The following is an 18967-nucleotide window of genomic DNA, read 5'->3' on the forward strand; positions in this document are numbered from 1 at the left end:
GGAGGGTGCGCGGCTCAGCGCAGGTGGTGGCGGCGCAGGAAGTTCCTCAGGACCTCGTGGGCCTCGATGCTCTGGGTGGTGTAACCGCCGCCGCTGTAGCTGTCGGCGCCGGGCCAGGTGTGACCGCCGTCCGTGACGGCCACGTGCCGGACTTCGGCGCCGCCCGCGCAGTGGGTCCAGCGGGATTCGGTGATGTCCGGGGCGGTGGCCCGGTCCGGGGTGCGGGTGCGGCAGTTGTCGCGGCCGGCCCAGGCGGTGAGCCAGTCGTGGAGCGCGGGGAGGCCGCGGTCGGGGTCTCCGGCGTACGGGATGGTGGCGTCCCCCGTGCCATGGAAATCGATGACCGGGACCGGGCGCGAGGGGCGGCAGTTCTCGCCGGTGCCGGGGTAGAAGGCGCCGGCGACGGGGGCGATCGCGGCGATCCGGTCGGACATCCGGCAGGCCAGGAGTGCGGTGAACCCGGCGCCGTTGGACTTCCCGGTGGCGTACACGCGCCGCGGGTCCACGCAGAGGCGGGCCTCCAGTGAGTCGAGCAGCGCGCCGGTGAACGCCACGTCGTCCACCCCGGGCGCGGCGTACGGAGCGCCCTGCCATGCCTGGCGCTGCCCGTCGCCGGTGCCGACGACGCCCTCCGGGTACGCGACGATCGCGGGCAGGGTCGAGAGCTTGCTGAACTCCTCGGTGCCGCCGCCGGTGTTGCCGCGCCCGTGGAAGGCGAGGACCACGGGCAGGGCGCGGTCGCCGGTGTACCCCTCGGGCAGGTGCAGCTGGTAGGTCCGGGTCAGACCGCCGCTGGTGAGGGTGTGCGGGGCGGTGGTGCCGGGGGCCTGCGGGGCGGCTTCACCACAGCCGGGCACGCCTCCACGGGCGTACGAGGGAGAGGTCAGGCTCACCCCGGCGAGCAGGGTGAGACCGGCGACGACAGAGGCGGCCGTGCGGGACAGTGCGCGTTTCAAGGCAGGCTCCTTCCGCCGACGGCGCGAGGCGCGGACGGCTGAGGCGGTGCGGACGGCTGAGGTGGTGCGGACGGTCCGGTGACGGATGGTCAGCCGGTGCTGGCCAGCCACTCCTTGGCGAAGGTGACGATGCGGTGGACGGCGGCGTCGACGATCGCGCGGCCGTCCTCGGGGGTGGCGCGGCGCGGATCGCCGAGTACGCCGTTGGGGCTGAGCCGGTCGTACGGCAGGGTCAGGGCGGGATGGCCGCCGCGGCGTGCGACCCGGGAGAGCGGATCGAGGTCGTCGTGGGTGACGGACCCCGGGGCGAGACGTTCGCGGTGCACCAACTCCGGTGCCAGGTACAGCATTTGAGCGGTCTCTGCCTCGCCGCTGTGTCCGTGGACCGCACTGGGCCGCATGGCGGCGACCGCCTCCCCCGCGAGTGAGGTCAGGGGTGTCCAGGCGAACCGCAGCCCGGGGTGGGTGACGAGCAGGTCCTGCGCGACGGTGGTGAGCGTGGCGTTGTTGCCGCCGTGCCCCGTGATCACGAGCACGTCCCGCCAGCCGTGCCGGTGCAGGCTGTCGACGTAGTCACGGACGAGCGCGGCCAGCGTCGCCGTCGACAGGCTCACCGTGCCGGCGAAGGCCAGGTGATGCGGCGAGACCCCGATGCCGAGCGAGGGCCCGACCACGGCACGCCCGTCGAGCCGCGAGGCGACCAGAGCGGCGACCTGCTCGGCCCGGACGGTGTCGGTGGCGAGCGGCATCCCGGGCCCGTGCTGCTCGAAGGCGCCCGCGGGAATGATGACGAGGGGGCTGGCGCGGACCGCGTCGGCGGCTTCGAGCGTGGTCATCTCGGCCAGGTGGTGGGGGCGTCGGGAGGTCATCGGCCCTCCTCCCCGGGGAAGTCGGCCGCGGTGACGGCGTCGCGGATCGCCGTCAGGTGTTCGCGGGTGAGGCGCTCCGCCGCCGCCGCGTCGCCCGCGCGCACCGCCTCGTAGATCTCCACGTGCTCGGCGTGGTCGCGCTCGCGGTCGTTATAGCGGTGCCGGATCTCCACCTGCTCGCGCGCCCTCACGTACAGCAGCGCCTCGACGGCCTCCCGGAGCAGGGTGTTGCCGCTGGCTGCCGCGAGCGCCACGTGGAAGTGCGCGGAGCGGCGCAGGGACTCCTCGGGCGGAAGCAGGGCGTTGCCCGCCGCGAGGCCCAACTGCTCGACGCCGTCCAGGGATTGGATGCGCGCGGCGGTCGCGGCGATCGCCGGTTCCAGGACGAGGCGGGCCCCGACCAGTTCGAGCACCGAAGCGCGGTCGCTGCGCGGCTGATGCGGGTTGGCCAGGAGCCTGCGGTCCACGCCGGGTCCCACGTACGTCCCTGAACCGTGCCGGAACTCCACCACCTCCGTGGCCTCCAGCCTGCGCAGCGCCTCGCGCACGGTCGGCGTGGTGACGTCGAAGCGGCGGGCCAGCTCACGCGAGGAGGCCAACGCGTCACCGGGGGCGAGGCGTTCGGTGCGGATGATCTCGACGATGTCGTCCGCGAGACGCTCGGACAGGGAGGGTTGACTGCCGTAACTCATGAAGTGAATAAATCACTTGGTCTCTAGGTCGGTCAATGGTCGTGACGGGACCGGATGGATGCCCCACGCCCCCTTGTACACGGCATCTATCTCGATCTAGCCTGCTGGCGCTCAAGCGCTTTCGCCCGTAGACAACGTTGCCAACCGGACGCCCACCCCGAGCCCGGAGGTTCCATGCCACGCTCTACCCGCACGCTCAGACCGCGCACGGCGCTCCTCGCACTGGCCGTCCTCGCCGTCCCGCTGGCCCCGGCGGCGTTCGCCGCGCCCGCGTCGGCCCAAGGGGACGCCGCTCAGGAAAAATCCACGGCCCACCGGCTCCCCGTCGTCTCCCCGACCCCGCAGCACATGGCCCGCGCGGGCGGCGACGTGCCGCTCGCCCGGCGCGCCGAACTCGTCGTCGGCCGAGGCGCCGAAGAAAGCGATGAGGCGGCCAGGCGCCGCGTCACCGAGACGCTGCGTGCCCACGGGGTGCGCGACATCGACGTACGCGCGAAGGCGTCGGGCCGTGCCCCGCTGACCGTCCTGCTCGGCCCGGCGACCCGGCCCGACATCGCGAAGGCGCTCGGCGGGACGAAGGTGCCTGAGCAGTCCGAGGGCTACGCGCTGCGGGTGAGGCACCGCACCGTCGCACTCGGCGGCAAGGACGCGACCGGGCAGTTCTACGCGGCGCAGACCCTTGGCCAACTGATGTCCAAGGGGCGGATAGCGGGGGTCGAGGTCTCCGACTTCCCCGCCATGCCGCTGCGCGGCAGTATCGAGGGGTTCTACGGCCCGCCCTGGACCGAGGCCGAACGCCTCGACCAGATGGACTTCCTGGGCGACACCAAGGCCAACACGTACGTCTACGCGCCCAAGGACGATCCCTACCACCGTGAGAAGTGGCGCGACCCCTACCCGGCGGACAAGCTCACCGAGCTGGGCAAGCTGATCGACCGCGCGAGCGCCAACCACGTGCGCTTCACGTTCGCGGTCTCGCCGGGCGGCTCCATCTGCTACTCGGACCCGGCCGACGTCAAGGCGCTGACGGCCAAGCTCCAGGCGATGTACGACCTGGGCGTGCGGTCCTTCTCGGTCCCGCTAGACGACATCAGCTACACCAAGTGGAACTGCGACGCCGACAAGGCGAAGTTCGGCGACCCGGGCCGTGGCCCCGCGGCGAAGGCGCAGGTGGGGCTCCTCAACACCATCCAGCGTGACTTCATCGCCAAGCACGAGGGCGCCAATCCGCTGCAGATGGTGCCCACCGAGTACGGGGACCTCACGGACACCGCGTACAAGCAGACGATGCGGGCCGATCTTGACGGCGCCGTGGAGGTGATGTGGACCGGCACGGACGTCGTCCCGCCGGAGATCACCAACGCCCAGGCGGAGAAGGCCGCCGAGCTGTTCGGCCGGAAGGTGTTCGTCTGGGACAACTACCCGGTGAACGACTTCGCGCGCACGGCGGGACGGCTGCTTCTCGCGCCCTACGACAAGCGCGAGCCCGGCCTGTCGGGCCACCTGAGCGGCATCGTCTCCAACCCGATGAACCAGGAGGGTGCCAGCAAGCTCGCCGTGTTCACCATGAACGACTTCTCCTGGAACGACCGGGGGTACGACCGGACGCGCTCGGGCCGGCAGGCCGCGCTGTATCTCGCCGGGGGCGACCGGCGGGTCGCCGACGCGGTGCAGACGTTCGTGGACCTCAACCACGCGGCGCCCACGTTCGGCGAGTCGAACTGGCTGCCGCAGTCGCCCGTGCTCGGGCCGAAGCTGGATGCCTTCTGGAAGCGGTACGACAGTGATCCCGCCGGGGCGGTACGGGCGCTGCGGCCCACGGCCCGTGACATCGAGAAGGTCCCCGCGGTGCTCCGTTCCGGAGTGCCGGACAAGCAGTTCCTGCACGACGCGAAGCAGTGGCTGGACGCGACGGAGCTGTGGGGCTCCGCGATGCGGCACGGGCTCGCGGCGCTGTCCGCCGCCGACGAGGGGGACGGCGCCGAGGCCGCGCGTGAGCGTGCGGCGATGGAGTCCCTGGTGGGGCGGGCGCGGGCGATTTCCGTGGACCCGGCCGAGCACCATCAGCTGGGGGCGGTGAAGATCGCCGATCCGTTCCTGGACGAGTTCGTCCAAGGGGTGCAGGACAGGACCTAGCCGCCGCTGCGCGGCGATGCTCTCCCGCCCACCCACCCGTTCACCCCGCAGCGCGAAGGTGAACGGGTGGGTGGGCGCGCGTCGTCCCGCGCTGCCCAGTCGCTGTACAGCCGCACATTGCGATAACTGATACGTCAGTCAGGATCGCAACAACGGCTGCTATCTGCGGAAAGTCTCGCCCGATGGATTGCGATCAGCGCAACATCCAGGTAGCGTCACCGCCCATGCAGCAAGACCCCGAGGTCGCGGACAGGGTCCGCAAGGTCATCGCCGACGCCGGCGCGACCCAGCGCGAATTCGCCCGCCGTATCGTGATGGACCCCTCCAAGCTCTCCCGCTCCCTCGGCGGCACCCGCCGCTTCACGGCGGCCGAGCTGGCCCGCATCGCGGACACCGGCGGCGTGGACGCGGGCTGGCTCCTGGGCACCAAGGACCTGACACCCCCGGCCCGCCGGGAACGCACCGCCGCCGCCCCGGAAGGCGGCCGTCCTCTCCAGATCGTCCGCGAAACCGTGCGGCTCGTGGCCGAGCGCGGCTTCCACGCCGTACGCGTCGCGGACATCGCCGAAGCCTGCGCCACCAGCACCGCGGCCATCCACTACCACTTTCCCGGCCGCGACGACCTCCTGGAAGCCGCCGTCCGCTGGTGCATGGACGAGGACACCGCCCGCCGCGCGGCCCGCATCGCGGACGCGGCCGACGCCGCCGACGAACTGCGCCAGCTGATCGAGCTACAGACCCCCCGCACCCCGCAGCAGCGCTGGCAGTGGAGCGTCTGGCTCGACCTGTGGGCGGAGGCGGCCCGCTCCACCGCCGTCGGGCGGCTGCACGCCGACTACTACCGCCAGTGGCGCGCCACCGTCGCCGACGTCATCCGGCGCGGCGTCGACCAGGGCGTGTTCCGCCCCGTCGATCCGCAGTCCGCCGCGCTCCGGCTGACCGCGCTGATCGACGGCCTCGCCACCCAGGTGCTCGCCACCACCCCCGGCAACGACGGCACGACCCTCGACGACATGCACGAGGCGCTGCTCGTGTACGTGGACGCGACGCTCGCCGCGCCGCGCGGCGCCGCATAGCCCCCGGCGTACAGCCACCTGACGCTTCGGCACCGGGCGTACCGGCGGCTCCGTAACAGCATCAGCACCAGCATCAACACCCCACCCCCGAGGGAGAGTTCACCATGCCCGTGAATCAAGACGTCATCATCACCGCCGCCCTCACCGGCGCGGGCGACACCGTACGCAAGAGTCCCCACGTCCCGGTCACCCCCGAGCAGATAGCCACCTCCGCCGTGGAGGCCGCCGAGGCGGGCGCCGCCGTCGTGCACATCCACGTACGCGACCCCGAGACCGGCGACCCCTCGCGCGACCCGCGGCTCTACCGCGAGGTCGTCGAGCGCATCAAGGAGACCGGCACCGACGTCGTCATCAACCTCACCGCGGGCATGGGCGGCGACCTGGTCATCGACCCCGTCGCACCGCTCAAGGACCTCGGCGAGCTGCCCGGCACCGACCTCGTCGGCGGCCTTGACCGCCTCCCGCACGTCGAGGACCTCCTCCCCGACATCTGCACCCTGGACTGCGGCTCGCTCAACTTCGGCGACAACCTCTACATCTCCACGCCCGACATGCTCCGCCAGGGCGCCAAGCGCATCCAGGAGCTGGGCGTACGGCCCGAGTTGGAGATCTTCGACACCGGCCAGCTCTGGTTCGCCAAGCAGCTCCTGGCGGAAGGCCTGCTCGACAACCCCACCGTCTTCCAGCTCTGCATGGGCATCCCGTGGGGCGCCCCCGCCGACCCGGGCGTCCTCCAGGCCATGGTCAACATGCTCCCCGAAGGCGCCCAGTGGGCGAGCTTCGCGCTCGGCCGCATGCAGATGCCGTGGGTCGCCCAGTCCATCCTGCTCGGCGGCCAGGTCCGTGTCGGCCTGGAGGACAACCTCTACCTCGGCAAGGGAAACAAGGTCTCCAACGCCCAACTCGTCGAGCGTGCCGTGCAGATCACGGAGAACCTCGGCTCGCGCGTCGCCACGCCGGACGAGGCCCGCCAGAAGCTCGGCCTCAAGCCCCGCGCCTGAACTTCCCCCCCCACGACGAGTAGGACCCCTCCATGAGTGACATCAACACACCCCCCGCCCCCTGCGCCCCCGAAGACGTACGCCGAATCGCCTGCGTCGGCGCCGGAGTGATCGGCGGCGGCTGGGTCGCCCACTACCTGGCCCGCGGCTACGACGTCACCGCCTGGGACCCGGCCCCCGACGCCGAGCAGAAGCTCCGCCGCCTGGTGGACGCCGCCTGGCCCGCGCTGACGCAGCTCGGCCTCGCCGAAGGGGCTTCGCCGGACCGCCTCACCGTCACGCCCACCCTGCAAGAGGCCGTCGCCGAAGCCCAGTTCGTGCAGGAGAGCGCCCCCGAGAAGCTGGAGCTCAAGCGGGATCTGCTGGCGCAGCTGGATGCCGCCGCGCCCGCCGGAGTCGTCATCGCCTCCTCCACCTCCGGCTACCCGATGACCGACATGCAGACCGAGGCCGCCGACCCGGGCCGCCTCGTCGTCGGACACCCCTTCAACCCGCCCTACCTGATCCCGCTCGTCGAGGTGGTCGGCGGCGACAAGACCGCCCCGCACGCGGTCACTTGGGCCTCCCGCTTCTACGAGGTCGCGGGGAAGTCCGTGATCACCATGGCGAGCGAGGTCCCCGGCTTCATAGCCAACCGCCTCCAGGAGGCGCTCTGGCGCGAGGCGCTGCACATGGTCGCCAACGGCGAGGCCACGGTGAAGGAGATCGACGACTCGATCACCGAAGGCCCCGGCCTGCGCTGGGCGTTCATGGGCCCCATGCTCACCTTCGCGCTCGCGGGCGGCGAGGGCGGCATGGCCCACATGCTCGACCACTTCGGCCCGTCCCTGAAGTCACCGTGGACGCGCCTGGAAGCACCCGAGCTCGACAAGGAGCTGTACGACGCGGTGGTCGCCGGATGCCACGACGCGGCGGACGGCAGGACCATCGCCGACCTGGTCGCCGAGCGTGACCAGGGAGTCATCGACGTACTGCGGGCGACGGGCCGCCTCCCGCAGCAGCGCGCGAAGGAGGAGACCAAGTGAGCGAGTCCCAGCCCCCCGAGCCCCAGCCGCTGCCCCTTCTGCACCGGACCGTACGGCCCGAGTGGATCGACTACAACGGCCACATGAGCGAGGCGTTCTACGTCCTCGTCTTCGGGTACGCCACCGACGCCATGATGATCGAGACCGGCCTGCACGCGGGATACCGCGAGTCCACCGGCTGCTCGCTCTACACGGTCGAGGCGCACATCCGCTACCTCGACGACGTCGCGGAGGGCGCCCACCTCGCGGTGCGCACCCGCATCCTGGGCGCGGACGCCAAGAAGGCCCGCTTCACCCACGAGCTGTACGTGGTGGAGGACGCCGAGGCGCAGATCGCCCCGGACGCCACCCCCGTGGCGACCACCGAGCTCCTGGCCATCCACGTCGACCAGAACGCGGGCCGTGCGACCCCCTTCCCGGACACGATCCGTGAGCACCTGACGGGTCTGGCACAAGAGGCACCGGAGTGGGCGGGCCGCTCGATCGTCGAGGTGCCGAAGGCGCGTTAGCGCTCCAGCTCCTTGTGCGCCGTTTCCGGGAGCCGGAGATACACCGCCGATGACGCGAGGCAGAGCACGGCCACGTACCAAGGGAAGAGACCCGGTTCGCCGATCTCCTTGAACAGGGTGCCCATGTACGGGGCCGTGCCGCCGAACAGCGCGACGGTGAGGGAGTACGGGAAGCCGATCCCCGCGGCCCGTACGCGCGCGGGGAACACCTCCGCGTTCACGGCGGCCGAGATCGACGTGAAGCCGGTGAGCAGCACCATGCCCGCGCACTGCACCATGAGCAGCGAACCGAACGAGCCGTTCAGGGACCGCAGCAGCGGCACGCTCAGGACGGCGAAGCCGAGGCCGAAGAAGAGCAGCAGCGGCCTGCGGCCGAAGCGGTCGGAGAGCAGCCCGCCGACCGGCTGGAGCAGCGCGAAGAACGCGAGCGAGAGGGTGCCGGACAGCAGGGCCTGGCTCTTGCTGATGTCGGTGTTGAGCTCGGCGTACGTCGGAAGGTACGACGTCCACGTGTAGTACGCGATCGTGCCGCCGGCCGTGATGCCGCAGATGAGCAGGGACTGGCGCGGGTGCTTGCGCAGGGCGTCGAACAGGCCGGGGCGTTCCGACTCGTCCTGCGGCGCCTGGTGGGTCTCGTACGCGCCCTGCCTGATCCAGAAGCCGACCAGGCTGAGCACCGCGCCGATGAAGAACGGCAGCCGCCATCCCCAGCCGTCCATCTGCCCCTCCGAGAGCAGGCTGACGAGCAGGGCCGCGACGCCGGACGCGGCGAGCTGGCCGGCGCTCGTCGACACGTACTGGAAACTGGAGAAGAGGCCACGCCGTCCGGGCCCCGCGGACTCGACGAGGAAGGTCGTCGATGCCGCGAACTCGCCGCCCACGGACAGCCCTTGGAGCAGCCGCGCCAGGACGAGGACCACCGGCGCGAGCACCCCCACGGACGCGTACGTCGGCGTCAGACCGACCAGCAGGCTGCTGCCGCCCATCAGCAGAATGGTGACGGTCAGCGCGGCGCGCCTGCCGCGCCGGTCGGCGACCGTACCCATGAGCAGACCGCCCACCGGCCGCATGAAGAAGCCGACCGCGAAGACGGCGAACGTGGAGAGCAGCGGTACGAGGGAGTTGCCCGAGCCCTTGGGGAAGACCTGGTCGGCGATGTACGTCGCGAGGAACGTGTACGCGTACCAGTCGTACCACTCCACGGCGTTGCCCACCGACGCGGCGAGCAGCTGCCGTATCGGGCGGCGGGGCTGGGCGGGGAGCGTGTCGGACACGGATTCGTGCCGGTGTTGCTGTGTCATGATCGCGACCATCCCCCGCCCGGCCCGTCCGCACACGTCCGGCGTGTTCAGAGTGTGTGCAGGTGGGCTGCTGTCTGGGTCAGCCCGTCGTCGGCCTGTACGAGTAGACCGACGTGGTCACCAGGCACGGCGCCGGCGGCACGACCTCGGCGCGCAGGGTACGCCGCTCGGAGTCGTAGTCGACGCCCTCCGTCTCGAAGGTGCCGGAGCAGATGCTCCGTTGCGGGGCGGCGAACAGGCTCGAGACCTTGCCCGTGACGGGTTTCCCGTCGAGCGCGCGCTCCAGGTCCACCTGGAGGACGGGGCGGTCCTCGGGCCACAGCTCCTTCGACGCGTCGTTGGACGCGCACACCAGGCGGGTGTCGGAGACGAAGTCGCAGCCCTGGATGTCGCGCACCGGCTTGTCGAGCGAGATCTGACCGGCCTGGGGGAGCGCGCCGCCGGTGGGCGGGGTCGAGGAGTTGAGGAGCGGGGCGGGGAAGACCTGGAGGCGGTTCTGATCACCCCATTCGCCCGACACCAGCCACTGCTTGTCGGGTGAGACGGCCGCGAAGGAGTTGTTGAGCTTCTCGCCCGCGTCGAGCTGGTGCTCGTAGAGATAGCGCTTCCCGCCGGGTGTCGTGACGGCGAACATCTTCGACTTCGCGTCGTCGCCGCCCTGATAGGCGTCGACGGTGTGGCCGGCGGCTATGTCCGGGTCGCCGACATGGCCCCAGCCCTTGATCCGCAGGTCGAGCGGGATCGAGGCGAGGCCGCGGTAGAGGAGACTGCCGTCGGCGCGGCTCGCGAGGCCCTGGCTGCCGGTGAGGGAGCTGACGGACGAGACGCCGGACTCCTGCCAGCCGCCCGGGGATCTCGGGGCGGTGCCGGCTCCGTCGGCGGCCGAGCTGGCGCCGGCGCCCGCCATCGTCAGTGCCATCGTGACGGCCCCGATCAGGGTGACGGACGTCTTCGCGGATGTCTTGAAGGGTGTCATCGGTGCGCTACCTCCGTGGGGGGTCGATCGCTGCCGGGCAATCGTACGTAACGTGAGCCCTGTCGACGGGTGGGTTCTGACAGCCCGACAGGTGTACGTGAGCCGGACGCGAGATGTTCCGACGGCTGTTCCGACAGAAGGTGGTTGAGACGTGAAGCTGGTCATTCTCGGTGGCGGCGGATTCCGCGTTCCGCTCGTGTACGGCGCGCTGCTCGGCGACCATGCCGAAGGCCGGGTCACCGAGGTCGTGCTGCATGACCTGGACGCGGCGCGGCTCGGCGCGGTCGCCCGGGTCCTCGCCGACCAGGCGGCAGGGGAGCCGGACGCGCCCACCGTCACGGCCACCACCGACCTCGACGAGGCCTTGCGGGGCGCGGACTTCGTCTTCTCCGCGATCCGTGTCGGCGGCCTGGAAGGGCGTGCGGCCGACGAGCGGGTCGCTCTCGCGGAGGGCGTCCTCGGCCAGGAGACCGTCGGCGCGGGCGGTATCGCGTACGGCCTGCGGACCGTGCCCGTTGCCGTCGACATCGCACGCCGGGTCAGGCAGCACGCCCCCGACGCCTGGGTCATCAACTTCACCAACCCCGCCGGCCTGGTCACCGAGGCCATGTCCCGGCACCTCGGTGACCGCGTCATCGGCATCTGCGACTCGCCGGTGGGCCTGGGGCGCCGGGTGGCCCGCATGCTGGGCGGCAATCCGGACGAGGCGTTCATCGACTACGTAGGCCTCAACCACCTGGGCTGGCTGCGGGGTCTGCGGATCGCGGGGCGCGACGAGCTGCCGCGGCTGCTCGATGATCCGCAGATGCTGGGCTCGTTCGAGGAGGGGCGGCTCTTCGGCGCGGAGTGGCTCCAGTCGCTGGGGTCGATCCCGAACGAGTACTTGCACTACTACTACTTCAACCGCGAGGCCGTCCGCGCCTACCAGGAGGCCGAGCAGACGCGCGGAGCGTTCCTGCGGGACCAGCAGGCACGGTTCTACGAGGAGCTGGGCCGGGCGGAGCCCTCCACCTCGGCGCTCAAGGCGTGGGACGCGACGCGCGCGGAACGTGAGGCCACCTACATGGCCGAGAACCGCGAGGCCGCCGGTGTCGGGGAGCGTGCGGCGGAGGACCTCGAATCCGGGGGGTACGAAAAGGTCGCCCTCGCCCTGATGCGGGCGATCGCGCGGGACGAGCGGACGACGCTGATCCTCAACGTCCGCAACCGCACGACCCTTTCGGCGTTGGACGCCGACGCGGTGATCGAGGTGCCGTGCTCCGTCGATGCCAACGGGGCGCATCCCATGGCCGTCGATCCGCTGCCCGGACATGCGACGGGGCTGGTGTGCGCGGTGAAGGCGGTGGAGCGGGAGGTGCTGTCCGCGGCGGAGAGCGGGTCACGCGCTACGGCGGTGAAGGCGTTCGCGCTGCATCCGCTGGTGGATTCCGTGGGGGTGGCGCGGCGGTTGGTGGAGGGGTATCGGGGGGTGCATCCGGGGTTGGGGTACCTGGGGTGAGGGAGCGGGCCCCTGGGCCTTGGGGGGGGGCGTGGTGGCCCGGTGCCGGGGGCGGTGCGGGTCTGTCTTGGGGCGGGGCCGCGCCGGTATGTCCGTCCTCGCTATCGTCCGGTGGCCGCTTTGGTACTTCGGTTCCGGAGTGCCGCGAACCGTGCTCCGGGCGGACATACCGGCACGTCCCCTCAGGTGCGTTGCCGACTGCGGGGCCCGGTGGGCCGGCCCTGTCGTGCGTCCCCCCGGCGGAAAAGGGGAGGACGGTTCGGCGGGGGCGTTGATAAATTACGGATCATGGAACCTATCGGCGAGAAAGAGATTCGCGCGGCCTTCGTCAACTGCTCCAAGGGCGAGGCGCGCAGGCTCACTCTCCCTGCGGGCTTCCCGGACATCGCCTGGTCCGACCTGGACTTCCTCGGGTGGCGTGACCCCAAGGCCCCGGATCGCGGCTACATCGTGACGGAGCGGGACGGCGCGTACGTGGGCATCGCGCTGCGCGCCTCGACCGGCGCGCGCAGGAGCCTGCTCAAGTCCAGCATCTGCTCGGTCTGCGTGACCCCGCAGTCCGGCTCGGGCATCACCCTGCTCGTGGCGCCCCTCTCCGGCCCGGCGGGCCGGCAGGGCAACTCGGTCGGCATCTACATCTGCGCGGACCTCGCCTGCTCCCTCTACGTACGGGGCAAGAAGACCACGGCCCTGGCCCGCCGCTTCGAGGAGAGCCTCACGCTGGAGGAGCAGAACGCGCGCACCGTGGCGAACCTGCACGGCTTCCTCGACAAGGTCCTCGAAGGATCGAAGGCGGCCTGACGGTCAGGTCTGCCGGGGATCGACCACTTGCAGCGTGAGCGCCGGCGACGGTGCCGCGATCCCCGGCCCGCCCGCCTCGGCCCACGCGATTATCTCGTCGATCGACTCGTCGTCCATGGCGAAGCCGACCCAGACGGCTCGCCCACCTCTGCGGCGGCCTTCTCGTGAGGGTTGTACGACGATGATGTTCGCCTGGCCACAGGGTCCGAGACACTCACTCGTACGCACCGCGAACCGCCCTGCCGACTCCGCCGCGGCGGCCCGCAGCCGCGCCAGTTGCCAGTCGTGGTCCGTGCCGGGGTGCTTGCGTACGTTGCCACAGCAGCAGCCTCGGCACACGACGAGTGTGCAGGGGCGGGCGGCGGCGGATCCGATGGAGATGACGGGACTCATCCGGTGATCATCTCAGCCCTGTTGTCAGTACCTCGTGGCACGCTCGGTCCATCGCATTCTGCGGGGAAGAGGGAGAGCATCCATGACGACTGCGTGGACCGTGACCATCGACTGCGCCAACCCGGGCGAGCTGGCCAAGTTCTGGGCCTTGGCGCTGGGTTACGCCCAGAAGCCCCCACCGACGGGCTTCACCAGTTGGGAAGCGTGGTTCGTCCACCACGAGGTCCCGGAGGAGGAGTGGGACGACGGCGCCTATCTGTCGGACCCGGAGGGCTCGGGCCCCAGCCTCTCCTTCCTCAAGGTCCCGGAGCCGAAGCTGGGCAAGAACAGGCTCCACCTGGACGTGCAGGTGGGCGGCGGCCGGGAGACTCCGTGGGAGATCCGGTGGCCGCGGGTCATGGCGGCGGTCGAGAGGCTGACCGGAGCTGGGGCGAGGGTGATCCGCGAGCATGCGCTGCGGGGCACCCCGGATCACGTGGAGATGGCCGACCCCGAGGGCAACGAATTCTGCCTGCTCTAATTTTTCCTGGCGGCGGCTGTTGCGCGGGGCGCCGCCTGAACAGTCCCCCGCAGCACGCCCCTGCACGAACAAGCTCTCCCACCCACCCACCCGAGTACCCCGCAGCTATAGAGGGGCTGGCTGCACAGCTGGTGGGCGGGGCTCGTCAGCAGGGTACCCACCCCAGCCACGAGGGAGAAGACCAGCCCGCACACACCCGCAGTCGGCATCGAGACCTGAGGGGACGTGCCGGTATGTCTGCCCGGAGCACGGTTCGCGGGACTCCGGAACCGAAGTACCAAAGCGGCCACCGGACGATAGCGAGGACGGACATACCGGCGCGGCCCCGCCCCTGAGACGGAGCAGTACCGCACCGCCGGCGCCGCATCCCCGCCCCGCCCCGCCCCGTGACGGAGCCGCACACCACCCCGCCCCCTCAGCCCGGCACCCGCGCCGCCACAAACCTCGTCCTGCGCCGCAACCGAAAGCCCAGCGCCTCGTACAACCGGATGGCCTCGGTGTTCCGCGCCGACGTATGCAGGAACGGAGTCTCCCCCCGGGAGCGGATCCCATCGGCCACCGCCAGGACCAGCCGCGACGCAAGCCCCTCCCCCCGGAACCCCGGATCCGTGCAGACCGCGCTTATCTCCGTCCACCCCGGCGGACGCAACCGCTCCCCGGCCATCGCGACAAGCGCACCCCCGCGCCGCACACCGAGATACGTACCGAGCTCGACGGTCCGCGGCAGGAAGGGACCGGGCCGGGTGCGCTCGACCAGATCCAGCATCTCCGGGACGTCATCCGCCCCGAGCCGTACAGCCTCCGGATCGGGCGCGGCGGCCACCCCGTCGTCCACCAACTGCACGCCCTCCATGTCGAACGTGAGCTCCCACCCCGCCGGAAGCGCCACCCGCACACCCGGCAGCGGCACCTCCGCCCCGGGCCCCGCGAGCGCGGCGAGATCGGCCCAGTCGTCGGGCCCGGGAGCATCGGGCAGACCGAGCCACGGCGACACGTCCTGCTGATAACGGACCACGCGCCCCCGCCGCTCGGCGAACCGCGCATGCGGCCCGTTCAGCGCCGCGTAGGCGGGGTTGTCCAAGGGGTGCGGCCCCTCCGGGGGCACAGAAGGGGCCTCAGCAGAGGCCACAACACGGCGGCCCGGCGCCAGCCCACGCTCCGTCACGCCGCTCACGCGCCCACCTCGATCACAACCTTGCCGCGCACATGCCCGCCCTCCACCACACGAAGCGCCTCACCGGCCCGCTCCAGCGGATACGTCGCCGTCACCTCCGGCCGCAGCACCCCGTCGACGGCAAGCCGCGCCACCGCCTCCAGAACCTCACTGGTCCGCGCCCGCGCCACCGCCGCCCCGCCGAGCTCGGCGACCGTCTCCTTGGCCGCGGCCGTGATCAGCTTCCCCTCGCGGCCGGGCAGCGGCAGCAGGGACGCCACCGCCACGAGATCCTCGCCGCCCACCAGATCGAAGACCGCGTCGACGCGCCCGCCCGGCGCGGCAGCCCGCACCCGCTCCGCGAGATCGGGCCCCGGCGGCACATGCACCGCACCCAGGGACTCGACGAAGTCCTTCTTGCCCGCGCTCGCCGTGCCCACGACATGGACACCGAAGTGCCGCGCCAGCCGCGCCGCGGCCACGCCCACCCCACCGCCGACCCCGGTGATCACCAGCGTCGCCCCGGCGGGCAGATCCAGCTGACGCACACCGTCGTACGCCGTCGCCGCCGCGACCGGCAGAGCGGCGGCCTCCGCGAAGGTCAGGCCCGCCGGCTTGTGCGCGGCAAGAGAGGCGGGGAGGAGGGTGTACTCGGCGTAGCCGCCGGTGTCCGGGTTGCCGAACACCGCATCGCCGACGGCAAAGCCTCCAGCTCCGCCCTCGACCCCCGCACCGACCGCCTCGACCACGCCCGCCACCTCGCTGCCCAGCACCTCGGGGAACGCGGCGGGCGGCGCCCCCGGCCTCCGCTTACCGGCACGCAGCTTCCAGTCGACCGGGTTGACCCCGGCCGCCCGCACCGCGACCAGCAGCTGACCGGGGCCGGGCTCCGGTGGGTCCTGGTCGACGAAGGCTTCCACTTCAGGGCCGCCGAACCGGGTGAATACGTACGCCTTGGTCATGTGCTCCCTCACTTCGAACTTCGAACTTCGCACCGCGAACCCGCACCGCGAACCCGAACAGCGAACCCGCACCGCGAACCCGAACCATGAGTCGACGTGAATCGACGCGGGTGTCACTGGTGTCACCTTGGACGACCGCCATGATCGCCCCGCTATTCCCCGTACGCCGCAGCGTTCACGAGGTCGCAATGACAGAGGCACCCGACACGGCGAGGACAGCCCCCGCACACGGCCGCTCACGCCCGCCCACGACCACCGCCACAAAACTGAACGACCCACAAAGTTTTGCTGACGCGAGCCTTGACCTTAAGTGTTCAACCAATCAAGACTCAGGCCCCGTAAGACCGCACTGGCGCGGATGACGCATTCAGCTCTTGGCGTCGTCGACCCAGTTCGGCATGCCCAGAGCCGCGTTCGGAGGCCATTTCGCCATGCCTGCCACCACACGTCGTGAACTTATGAAGCAATTGGGCGGCACCGCAGCCGCCTTCGCCTTCGTGGCCGCCGCCGGCCCGCTCGCCGCGGCCACGCCCGCCGTGGCCGAAGCCGCCGGGGCGGCCGGAGGCACCGCCTCCCCGGGCGCGGCCGCCGCCACGCGCCGCGTCCGGGGGCTCATCGCCCGCCTCACCCTCGACGAGAAGATCAGCCTCGTCCACGGCGCCACCGATCCGCGAAGACTGGGCCAGGCCGGATACCTGCCGGGCATCAAGCGCCTCGGCATACCGGAGCTGCGCCTGACCGACGGCCCGGCCGGCGTGAACGTCACGAAGTCCGCGACCGGCCTCCCGCCGGTCGCGACGCTCGGCTCCTCCTTCAACCTCCAACTCGCCCGCCATTACGGCGAGGTGATGGGCCGTGAGGGCCGCACCCTCGACATGGACGTGCTGCTCGCCCCGCAGATAGAGCTCTCCCGCACGCCCTTCTTCAGCCGCAACAAGGACCAGTCGGGGGAGGATCCCTACCTCAACGGCCTGATCGGCGCGGCTCAGGTCGAAGGCGTCCAGGCGCAGGGCATGCTCGCCCAGGCCAAGCACTTCCTCGCCAACAACCAGCGCCTGCACGAGTTCGACCGCGAGAAGCCGGAGAACTCTTACGACTTCGTCGTCGACGACCGCACCCTGCACGAGCTGTACCTGCCCGCCTTCGAGGCCGTCGTCCGCGCCGGTGTCGCCTCGGTCATGTCGGCGTACAACCACCTCAACGGCGAGTGGAACTCCGAGCAGAGCGCCACCCTCACCGGCATCCTCCGCGGCGAACTCGGCTTCAAGGGCTTCGTCACCTCCGACTGGGGCGCCACCCACTCCACGGCCGCTCTCGAAGCGGGCCAGGACATGCAGATGTGGGACGGCTCGTTCTACGGGGAGCCGCTGAAGAAGGCCATCAAGGACGGCTCCATCCCTGAGGCCGCCCTCGACACCGCCGTCTCCCGCATCCTCGGCCGGTACGACGCCTTCGGCATGCTCGACGGCAGCCGCGTGCCCGCCCGCAAGAAGATCGACGTCGAGGCCGGCGCCCGCGTCGCCCGCGAAGTCGCCACACAGGGCGCGGTGTTGCTCGCCAACGACGGCGGCCTGCCGCTGTCGCACGCAGCGCTGCGCGACCTCGCCCTCATCGGGCCGACCGCAGGACAGGTCGCCACCTCGGTCTCCGGCGAGCGCGCGTACGGCTTCGAGGAGCGCCTGGTCAGCCCGCTCGACGCGCTGCGCCGCAGCACCAAGCGGAAGATCGTCTACGAGGTCGGCGTCGACCTCACGGGCACGGCCGTCCCCGCATCCGCCTTCCCCAAGGGCCTGACGCGCAAGGGCGGCGGCAAGGACGGCGACAAGGGCAAGGCCCCGGACCGGACGGTCGACTTCGTCGGCGACAAGGCGCTCCCCGTCGGTGCGACGGCCGAGTGGACCGGCACCTTCGTGCCGCCCACCACGGGCGAGTACGCGCTCAAGATCCAGGGCTGGGGAGCGACGGTCTCACTGAGCCTCGACGGCAAGGAGCTGACGACGGCGGCCGTCGCCCGCGACAGCTTCGCGCGCAAGTGGTCCTCGATCGTCCCGACCACCGACGGCCTCGACAACGGCCAGGCCGAACCCGTCGAGCTCACCGGCGGCAAGTCCTACCAGGTCGTCGTCAAGGCCACCGGATGGGCCACGACCATCGCCGAACGCGGCCCGGTCCAGGTGCGGTTCGCCTGGGTGACACCGCAGCAGCGCACCGCCTCCATCGCCGCCGCGGCGAGGCTGGCCCGGCGGGTCCACACCCCGGTCGTCTTCGCCTTCAACGGCTCGGGAGGATCGGTGGGCGGTGGCGGCGACTTCACCACGCTCGCGCTCCCCTCCCACCAGGACGAGCTGATCACGGCGGTCGCCAGGGCCAACCCGCGCACGGTCGTGGTCCTCACCACCGGCTGCCCGGCGACGATGCCCTGGCGCCGCGAGGTCGGCACGATCCTGCACACCGGTTACGTCGGCCAGGAGGGCGGCTGGTCCACCGCCGACCTCCTCACCGGCCGCGCCAACCCCGGCGGCAAGGCCACGGTGACCTGGCCCAAGAAGGACACGGATCACCCCACCCTGGACCCGGCCCACCCCGAGCGCTACTACGGGGTCGACGGAGTGGTCACGTACAGCGAGGGCATCTTCACCGGCTACCGAGGCTTCGACAAGGCGGACATCGAGCCCCTCTTCCCCTTCGGACACGGCCTGTCCTACACGGAGTTCGGCTATCGCAACCTGTCCGTGCGACGGGCGGGCGCGGGCTACGAGGTGTCGTTCACGGTGACCAACCGGGGGCGGCGCAAGGGCGCGGAGGTCCCGCAGGTGTACGTGGGCGCGCCGCGCGGCGCCGGTGTCGAGATGGCCGTGAAGGCGCTGGCCGCCTTCGACCGCGTCGAACTCCGCGCGGGGGAGTCGCGCCGGGTCCGGGTACGGGTCGCCGAGCGGCAGCTGTCCTACTGGGACACGGACCGCGGCCGCTGGGTGCGCCCCGACGGGCGGCGCACGGTGTACGTCGGGTCGTCGTCGCGCGACATCCGGCTGAGGGGAGTGGCGGGCTAGGCGGCGGCATGAGACCCACGCCACTTCCGTGGGTGTCACAACCCGGCCG

The 18967-nt window shown here is 71.4% G+C and carries 17 protein-coding genes; 9 read left to right on the top strand and 8 right to left on the bottom strand.

All coding sequences use genetic code 11. The features are described from left to right. Nucleotides 1-14: 14 nt before the first annotated feature. From ACFUPX_RS01715 to ACFUPX_RS01725, 3 genes are all read right to left on the bottom strand, one after another. On the bottom strand, nt 15-956 hold the full coding sequence (locus ACFUPX_RS01715; RefSeq protein WP_383314075.1) for an alpha/beta hydrolase family esterase: 942 nt from the start codon (nt 954-956) through the stop codon (nt 15-17). 89 nt (nt 957-1045) lie between these two features. After that, the gene (locus tag ACFUPX_RS01720; protein ID WP_383314078.1) at nt 1046-1825 is read right to left on the bottom strand and encodes a creatininase family protein; all 780 of its coding nucleotides are present in this window, start codon (nt 1823-1825) and stop codon (nt 1046-1048) included. Further along, nucleotides 1822-2517: a FadR/GntR family transcriptional regulator gene (locus tag ACFUPX_RS01725; protein WP_383314081.1), complete on the bottom strand. Its 696-nt coding sequence runs from the start codon at nt 2515-2517 to the stop codon at nt 1822-1824. Before ACFUPX_RS01725 ends, ACFUPX_RS01720 begins: the two co-directional genes overlap by 4 nt. A gap of 174 nt (nt 2518-2691) precedes the next feature. Between ACFUPX_RS01725 and ACFUPX_RS01730 the strand changes: the two genes are divergently transcribed. The 5 genes from ACFUPX_RS01730 to ACFUPX_RS01750 all read left to right on the top strand — a co-directional run bounded on the left by ACFUPX_RS01730 (nt 2692) and on the right by ACFUPX_RS01750 (nt 8264). Then, nucleotides 2692-4653: a beta-N-acetylglucosaminidase domain-containing protein gene (locus ACFUPX_RS01730; protein ID WP_383314084.1), complete on the top strand. Its 1962-nt coding sequence runs from the start codon at nt 2692-2694 to the stop codon at nt 4651-4653. A gap of 224 nt (nt 4654-4877) precedes the next feature. Next, on the top strand, nt 4878-5729 hold the full coding sequence (locus ACFUPX_RS01735; protein ID WP_383314087.1) for a TetR/AcrR family transcriptional regulator: 852 nt from the start codon (nt 4878-4880) through the stop codon (nt 5727-5729). Between the two features lie 104 nt (nt 5730-5833). After that, nucleotides 5834-6730 (top strand): 3-keto-5-aminohexanoate cleavage protein, encoded by an 897-nt coding sequence (locus tag ACFUPX_RS01740; protein WP_383314090.1) that lies wholly within the window; start codon nt 5834-5836, stop codon nt 6728-6730. A gap of 32 nt (nt 6731-6762) precedes the next feature. After that, a complete protein-coding gene (locus ACFUPX_RS01745) occupies nt 6763-7755 on the top strand; it encodes a 3-hydroxyacyl-CoA dehydrogenase NAD-binding domain-containing protein (RefSeq protein WP_383314093.1) in 993 nt (330 codons plus the stop codon). Further along, nucleotides 7752-8264, top strand: coding sequence for a thioesterase family protein (locus tag ACFUPX_RS01750; RefSeq protein ID WP_383314096.1), 513 nt, complete (start codon nt 7752-7754; stop codon nt 8262-8264). Before ACFUPX_RS01745 ends, ACFUPX_RS01750 begins: the two co-directional genes overlap by 4 nt. Here the strand turns inward: ACFUPX_RS01750 and ACFUPX_RS01755 are convergent. Further along, the gene (locus ACFUPX_RS01755) at nt 8261-9577 is read right to left on the bottom strand and encodes an MFS transporter (RefSeq protein WP_383314099.1); all 1317 of its coding nucleotides are present in this window, start codon (nt 9575-9577) and stop codon (nt 8261-8263) included. The genes ACFUPX_RS01750 and ACFUPX_RS01755 overlap by 4 nt on opposite strands. A gap of 67 nt (nt 9578-9644) precedes the next feature. Next, complete coding sequence (locus ACFUPX_RS01760; protein WP_383314841.1) at nt 9645-10484, bottom strand: hypothetical protein; 840 nt, start codon at nt 10482-10484, stop codon at nt 9645-9647. Nucleotides 10485-10692: 208 nt separating this feature from the next. Between ACFUPX_RS01760 and ACFUPX_RS01765 the strand changes: the two genes are divergently transcribed. Both ACFUPX_RS01765 and ACFUPX_RS01770 read left to right on the top strand, forming a co-directional pair. Next, nucleotides 10693-12039: a 6-phospho-beta-glucosidase gene (locus ACFUPX_RS01765; RefSeq protein ID WP_383314102.1), complete on the top strand. Its 1347-nt coding sequence runs from the start codon at nt 10693-10695 to the stop codon at nt 12037-12039. A gap of 288 nt (nt 12040-12327) precedes the next feature. Then, entirely contained in the window at nt 12328-12840 is a 513-nt protein-coding gene (locus ACFUPX_RS01770) for an FBP domain-containing protein (RefSeq protein WP_383314105.1), read from the top strand. A gap of 3 nt (nt 12841-12843) precedes the next feature. Here ACFUPX_RS01770 and ACFUPX_RS01775 read toward each other — a convergent pair whose 3' ends face one another. Next, nucleotides 12844-13233, bottom strand: a complete 390-nt coding sequence (locus tag ACFUPX_RS01775) for a (2Fe-2S) ferredoxin domain-containing protein (protein WP_383314108.1) — start codon at nt 13231-13233, stop codon at nt 12844-12846. Between the two features lie 82 nt (nt 13234-13315). Here ACFUPX_RS01775 and ACFUPX_RS01780 point away from each other — a divergent pair, with 82 nt between their 5' ends. Continuing rightward, complete coding sequence (locus ACFUPX_RS01780; protein WP_383314111.1) at nt 13316-13753, top strand: VOC family protein; 438 nt, start codon at nt 13316-13318, stop codon at nt 13751-13753. Nucleotides 13754-14168: 415 nt separating this feature from the next. Here the strand turns inward: ACFUPX_RS01780 and ACFUPX_RS01785 are convergent, their stop codons facing one another. Both ACFUPX_RS01785 and ACFUPX_RS01790 read right to left on the bottom strand, forming a co-directional pair. Next, on the bottom strand, nt 14169-14834 hold the full coding sequence (locus tag ACFUPX_RS01785; protein WP_383314113.1) for a GNAT family N-acetyltransferase: 666 nt from the start codon (nt 14832-14834) through the stop codon (nt 14169-14171). A gap of 89 nt (nt 14835-14923) precedes the next feature. Continuing rightward, the gene (locus tag ACFUPX_RS01790) at nt 14924-15868 is read right to left on the bottom strand and encodes an NADP-dependent oxidoreductase (protein WP_383314116.1); all 945 of its coding nucleotides are present in this window, start codon (nt 15866-15868) and stop codon (nt 14924-14926) included. Between the two features lie 431 nt (nt 15869-16299). Here ACFUPX_RS01790 and ACFUPX_RS01795 point away from each other — a divergent pair, with 431 nt between their 5' ends. Then, on the top strand, nt 16300-18918 hold the full coding sequence (locus tag ACFUPX_RS01795) for a beta-glucosidase (RefSeq protein WP_383314119.1): 2619 nt from the start codon (nt 16300-16302) through the stop codon (nt 18916-18918). Nucleotides 18919-18967 lie beyond the last annotated feature (49 nt).

It is taken from the genome of Streptomyces sp. NPDC057302, from assembly GCF_042667685.1.
GTDB lineage: Bacteria > Actinomycetota > Actinomycetes > Streptomycetales > Streptomycetaceae > Streptomyces.

Coding starts and splice junctions, on each gene's coding strand:
- ACFUPX_RS01720 (WP_383314078.1), bottom strand. CDS start 1,825: ATGACCTCCCGACGCCCCCACCACCTGGCCGAGATGACCACGCTCGAA.
- ACFUPX_RS01725 (WP_383314081.1), bottom strand. CDS start 2,517: ATGAGTTACGGCAGTCAACCCTCCCTGTCCGAGCGTCTCGCGGACGAC.
- ACFUPX_RS01730 (WP_383314084.1), top strand. CDS start 2,692: ATGCCACGCTCTACCCGCACGCTCAGACCGCGCACGGCGCTCCTCGCA.
- ACFUPX_RS01735 (WP_383314087.1), top strand. CDS start 4,878: ATGCAGCAAGACCCCGAGGTCGCGGACAGGGTCCGCAAGGTCATCGCC.
- ACFUPX_RS01740 (WP_383314090.1), top strand. CDS start 5,834: ATGCCCGTGAATCAAGACGTCATCATCACCGCCGCCCTCACCGGCGCG.
- ACFUPX_RS01745 (WP_383314093.1), top strand. CDS start 6,763: ATGAGTGACATCAACACACCCCCCGCCCCCTGCGCCCCCGAAGACGTA.
- ACFUPX_RS01755 (WP_383314099.1), bottom strand. CDS start 9,577: ATGGTCGCGATCATGACACAGCAACACCGGCACGAATCCGTGTCCGAC.
- ACFUPX_RS01760 (WP_383314841.1), bottom strand. CDS start 10,484: ATGGCACTGACGATGGCGGGCGCCGGCGCCAGCTCGGCCGCCGACGGA.
- ACFUPX_RS01770 (WP_383314105.1), top strand. CDS start 12,328: ATGGAACCTATCGGCGAGAAAGAGATTCGCGCGGCCTTCGTCAACTGC.
- ACFUPX_RS01775 (WP_383314108.1), bottom strand. CDS start 13,233: ATGAGTCCCGTCATCTCCATCGGATCCGCCGCCGCCCGCCCCTGCACA.
- ACFUPX_RS01780 (WP_383314111.1), top strand. CDS start 13,316: ATGACGACTGCGTGGACCGTGACCATCGACTGCGCCAACCCGGGCGAG.
- ACFUPX_RS01790 (WP_383314116.1), bottom strand. CDS start 15,868: ATGACCAAGGCGTACGTATTCACCCGGTTCGGCGGCCCTGAAGTGGAA.
- ACFUPX_RS01795 (WP_383314119.1), top strand. CDS start 16,300: ATGCCTGCCACCACACGTCGTGAACTTATGAAGCAATTGGGCGGCACC.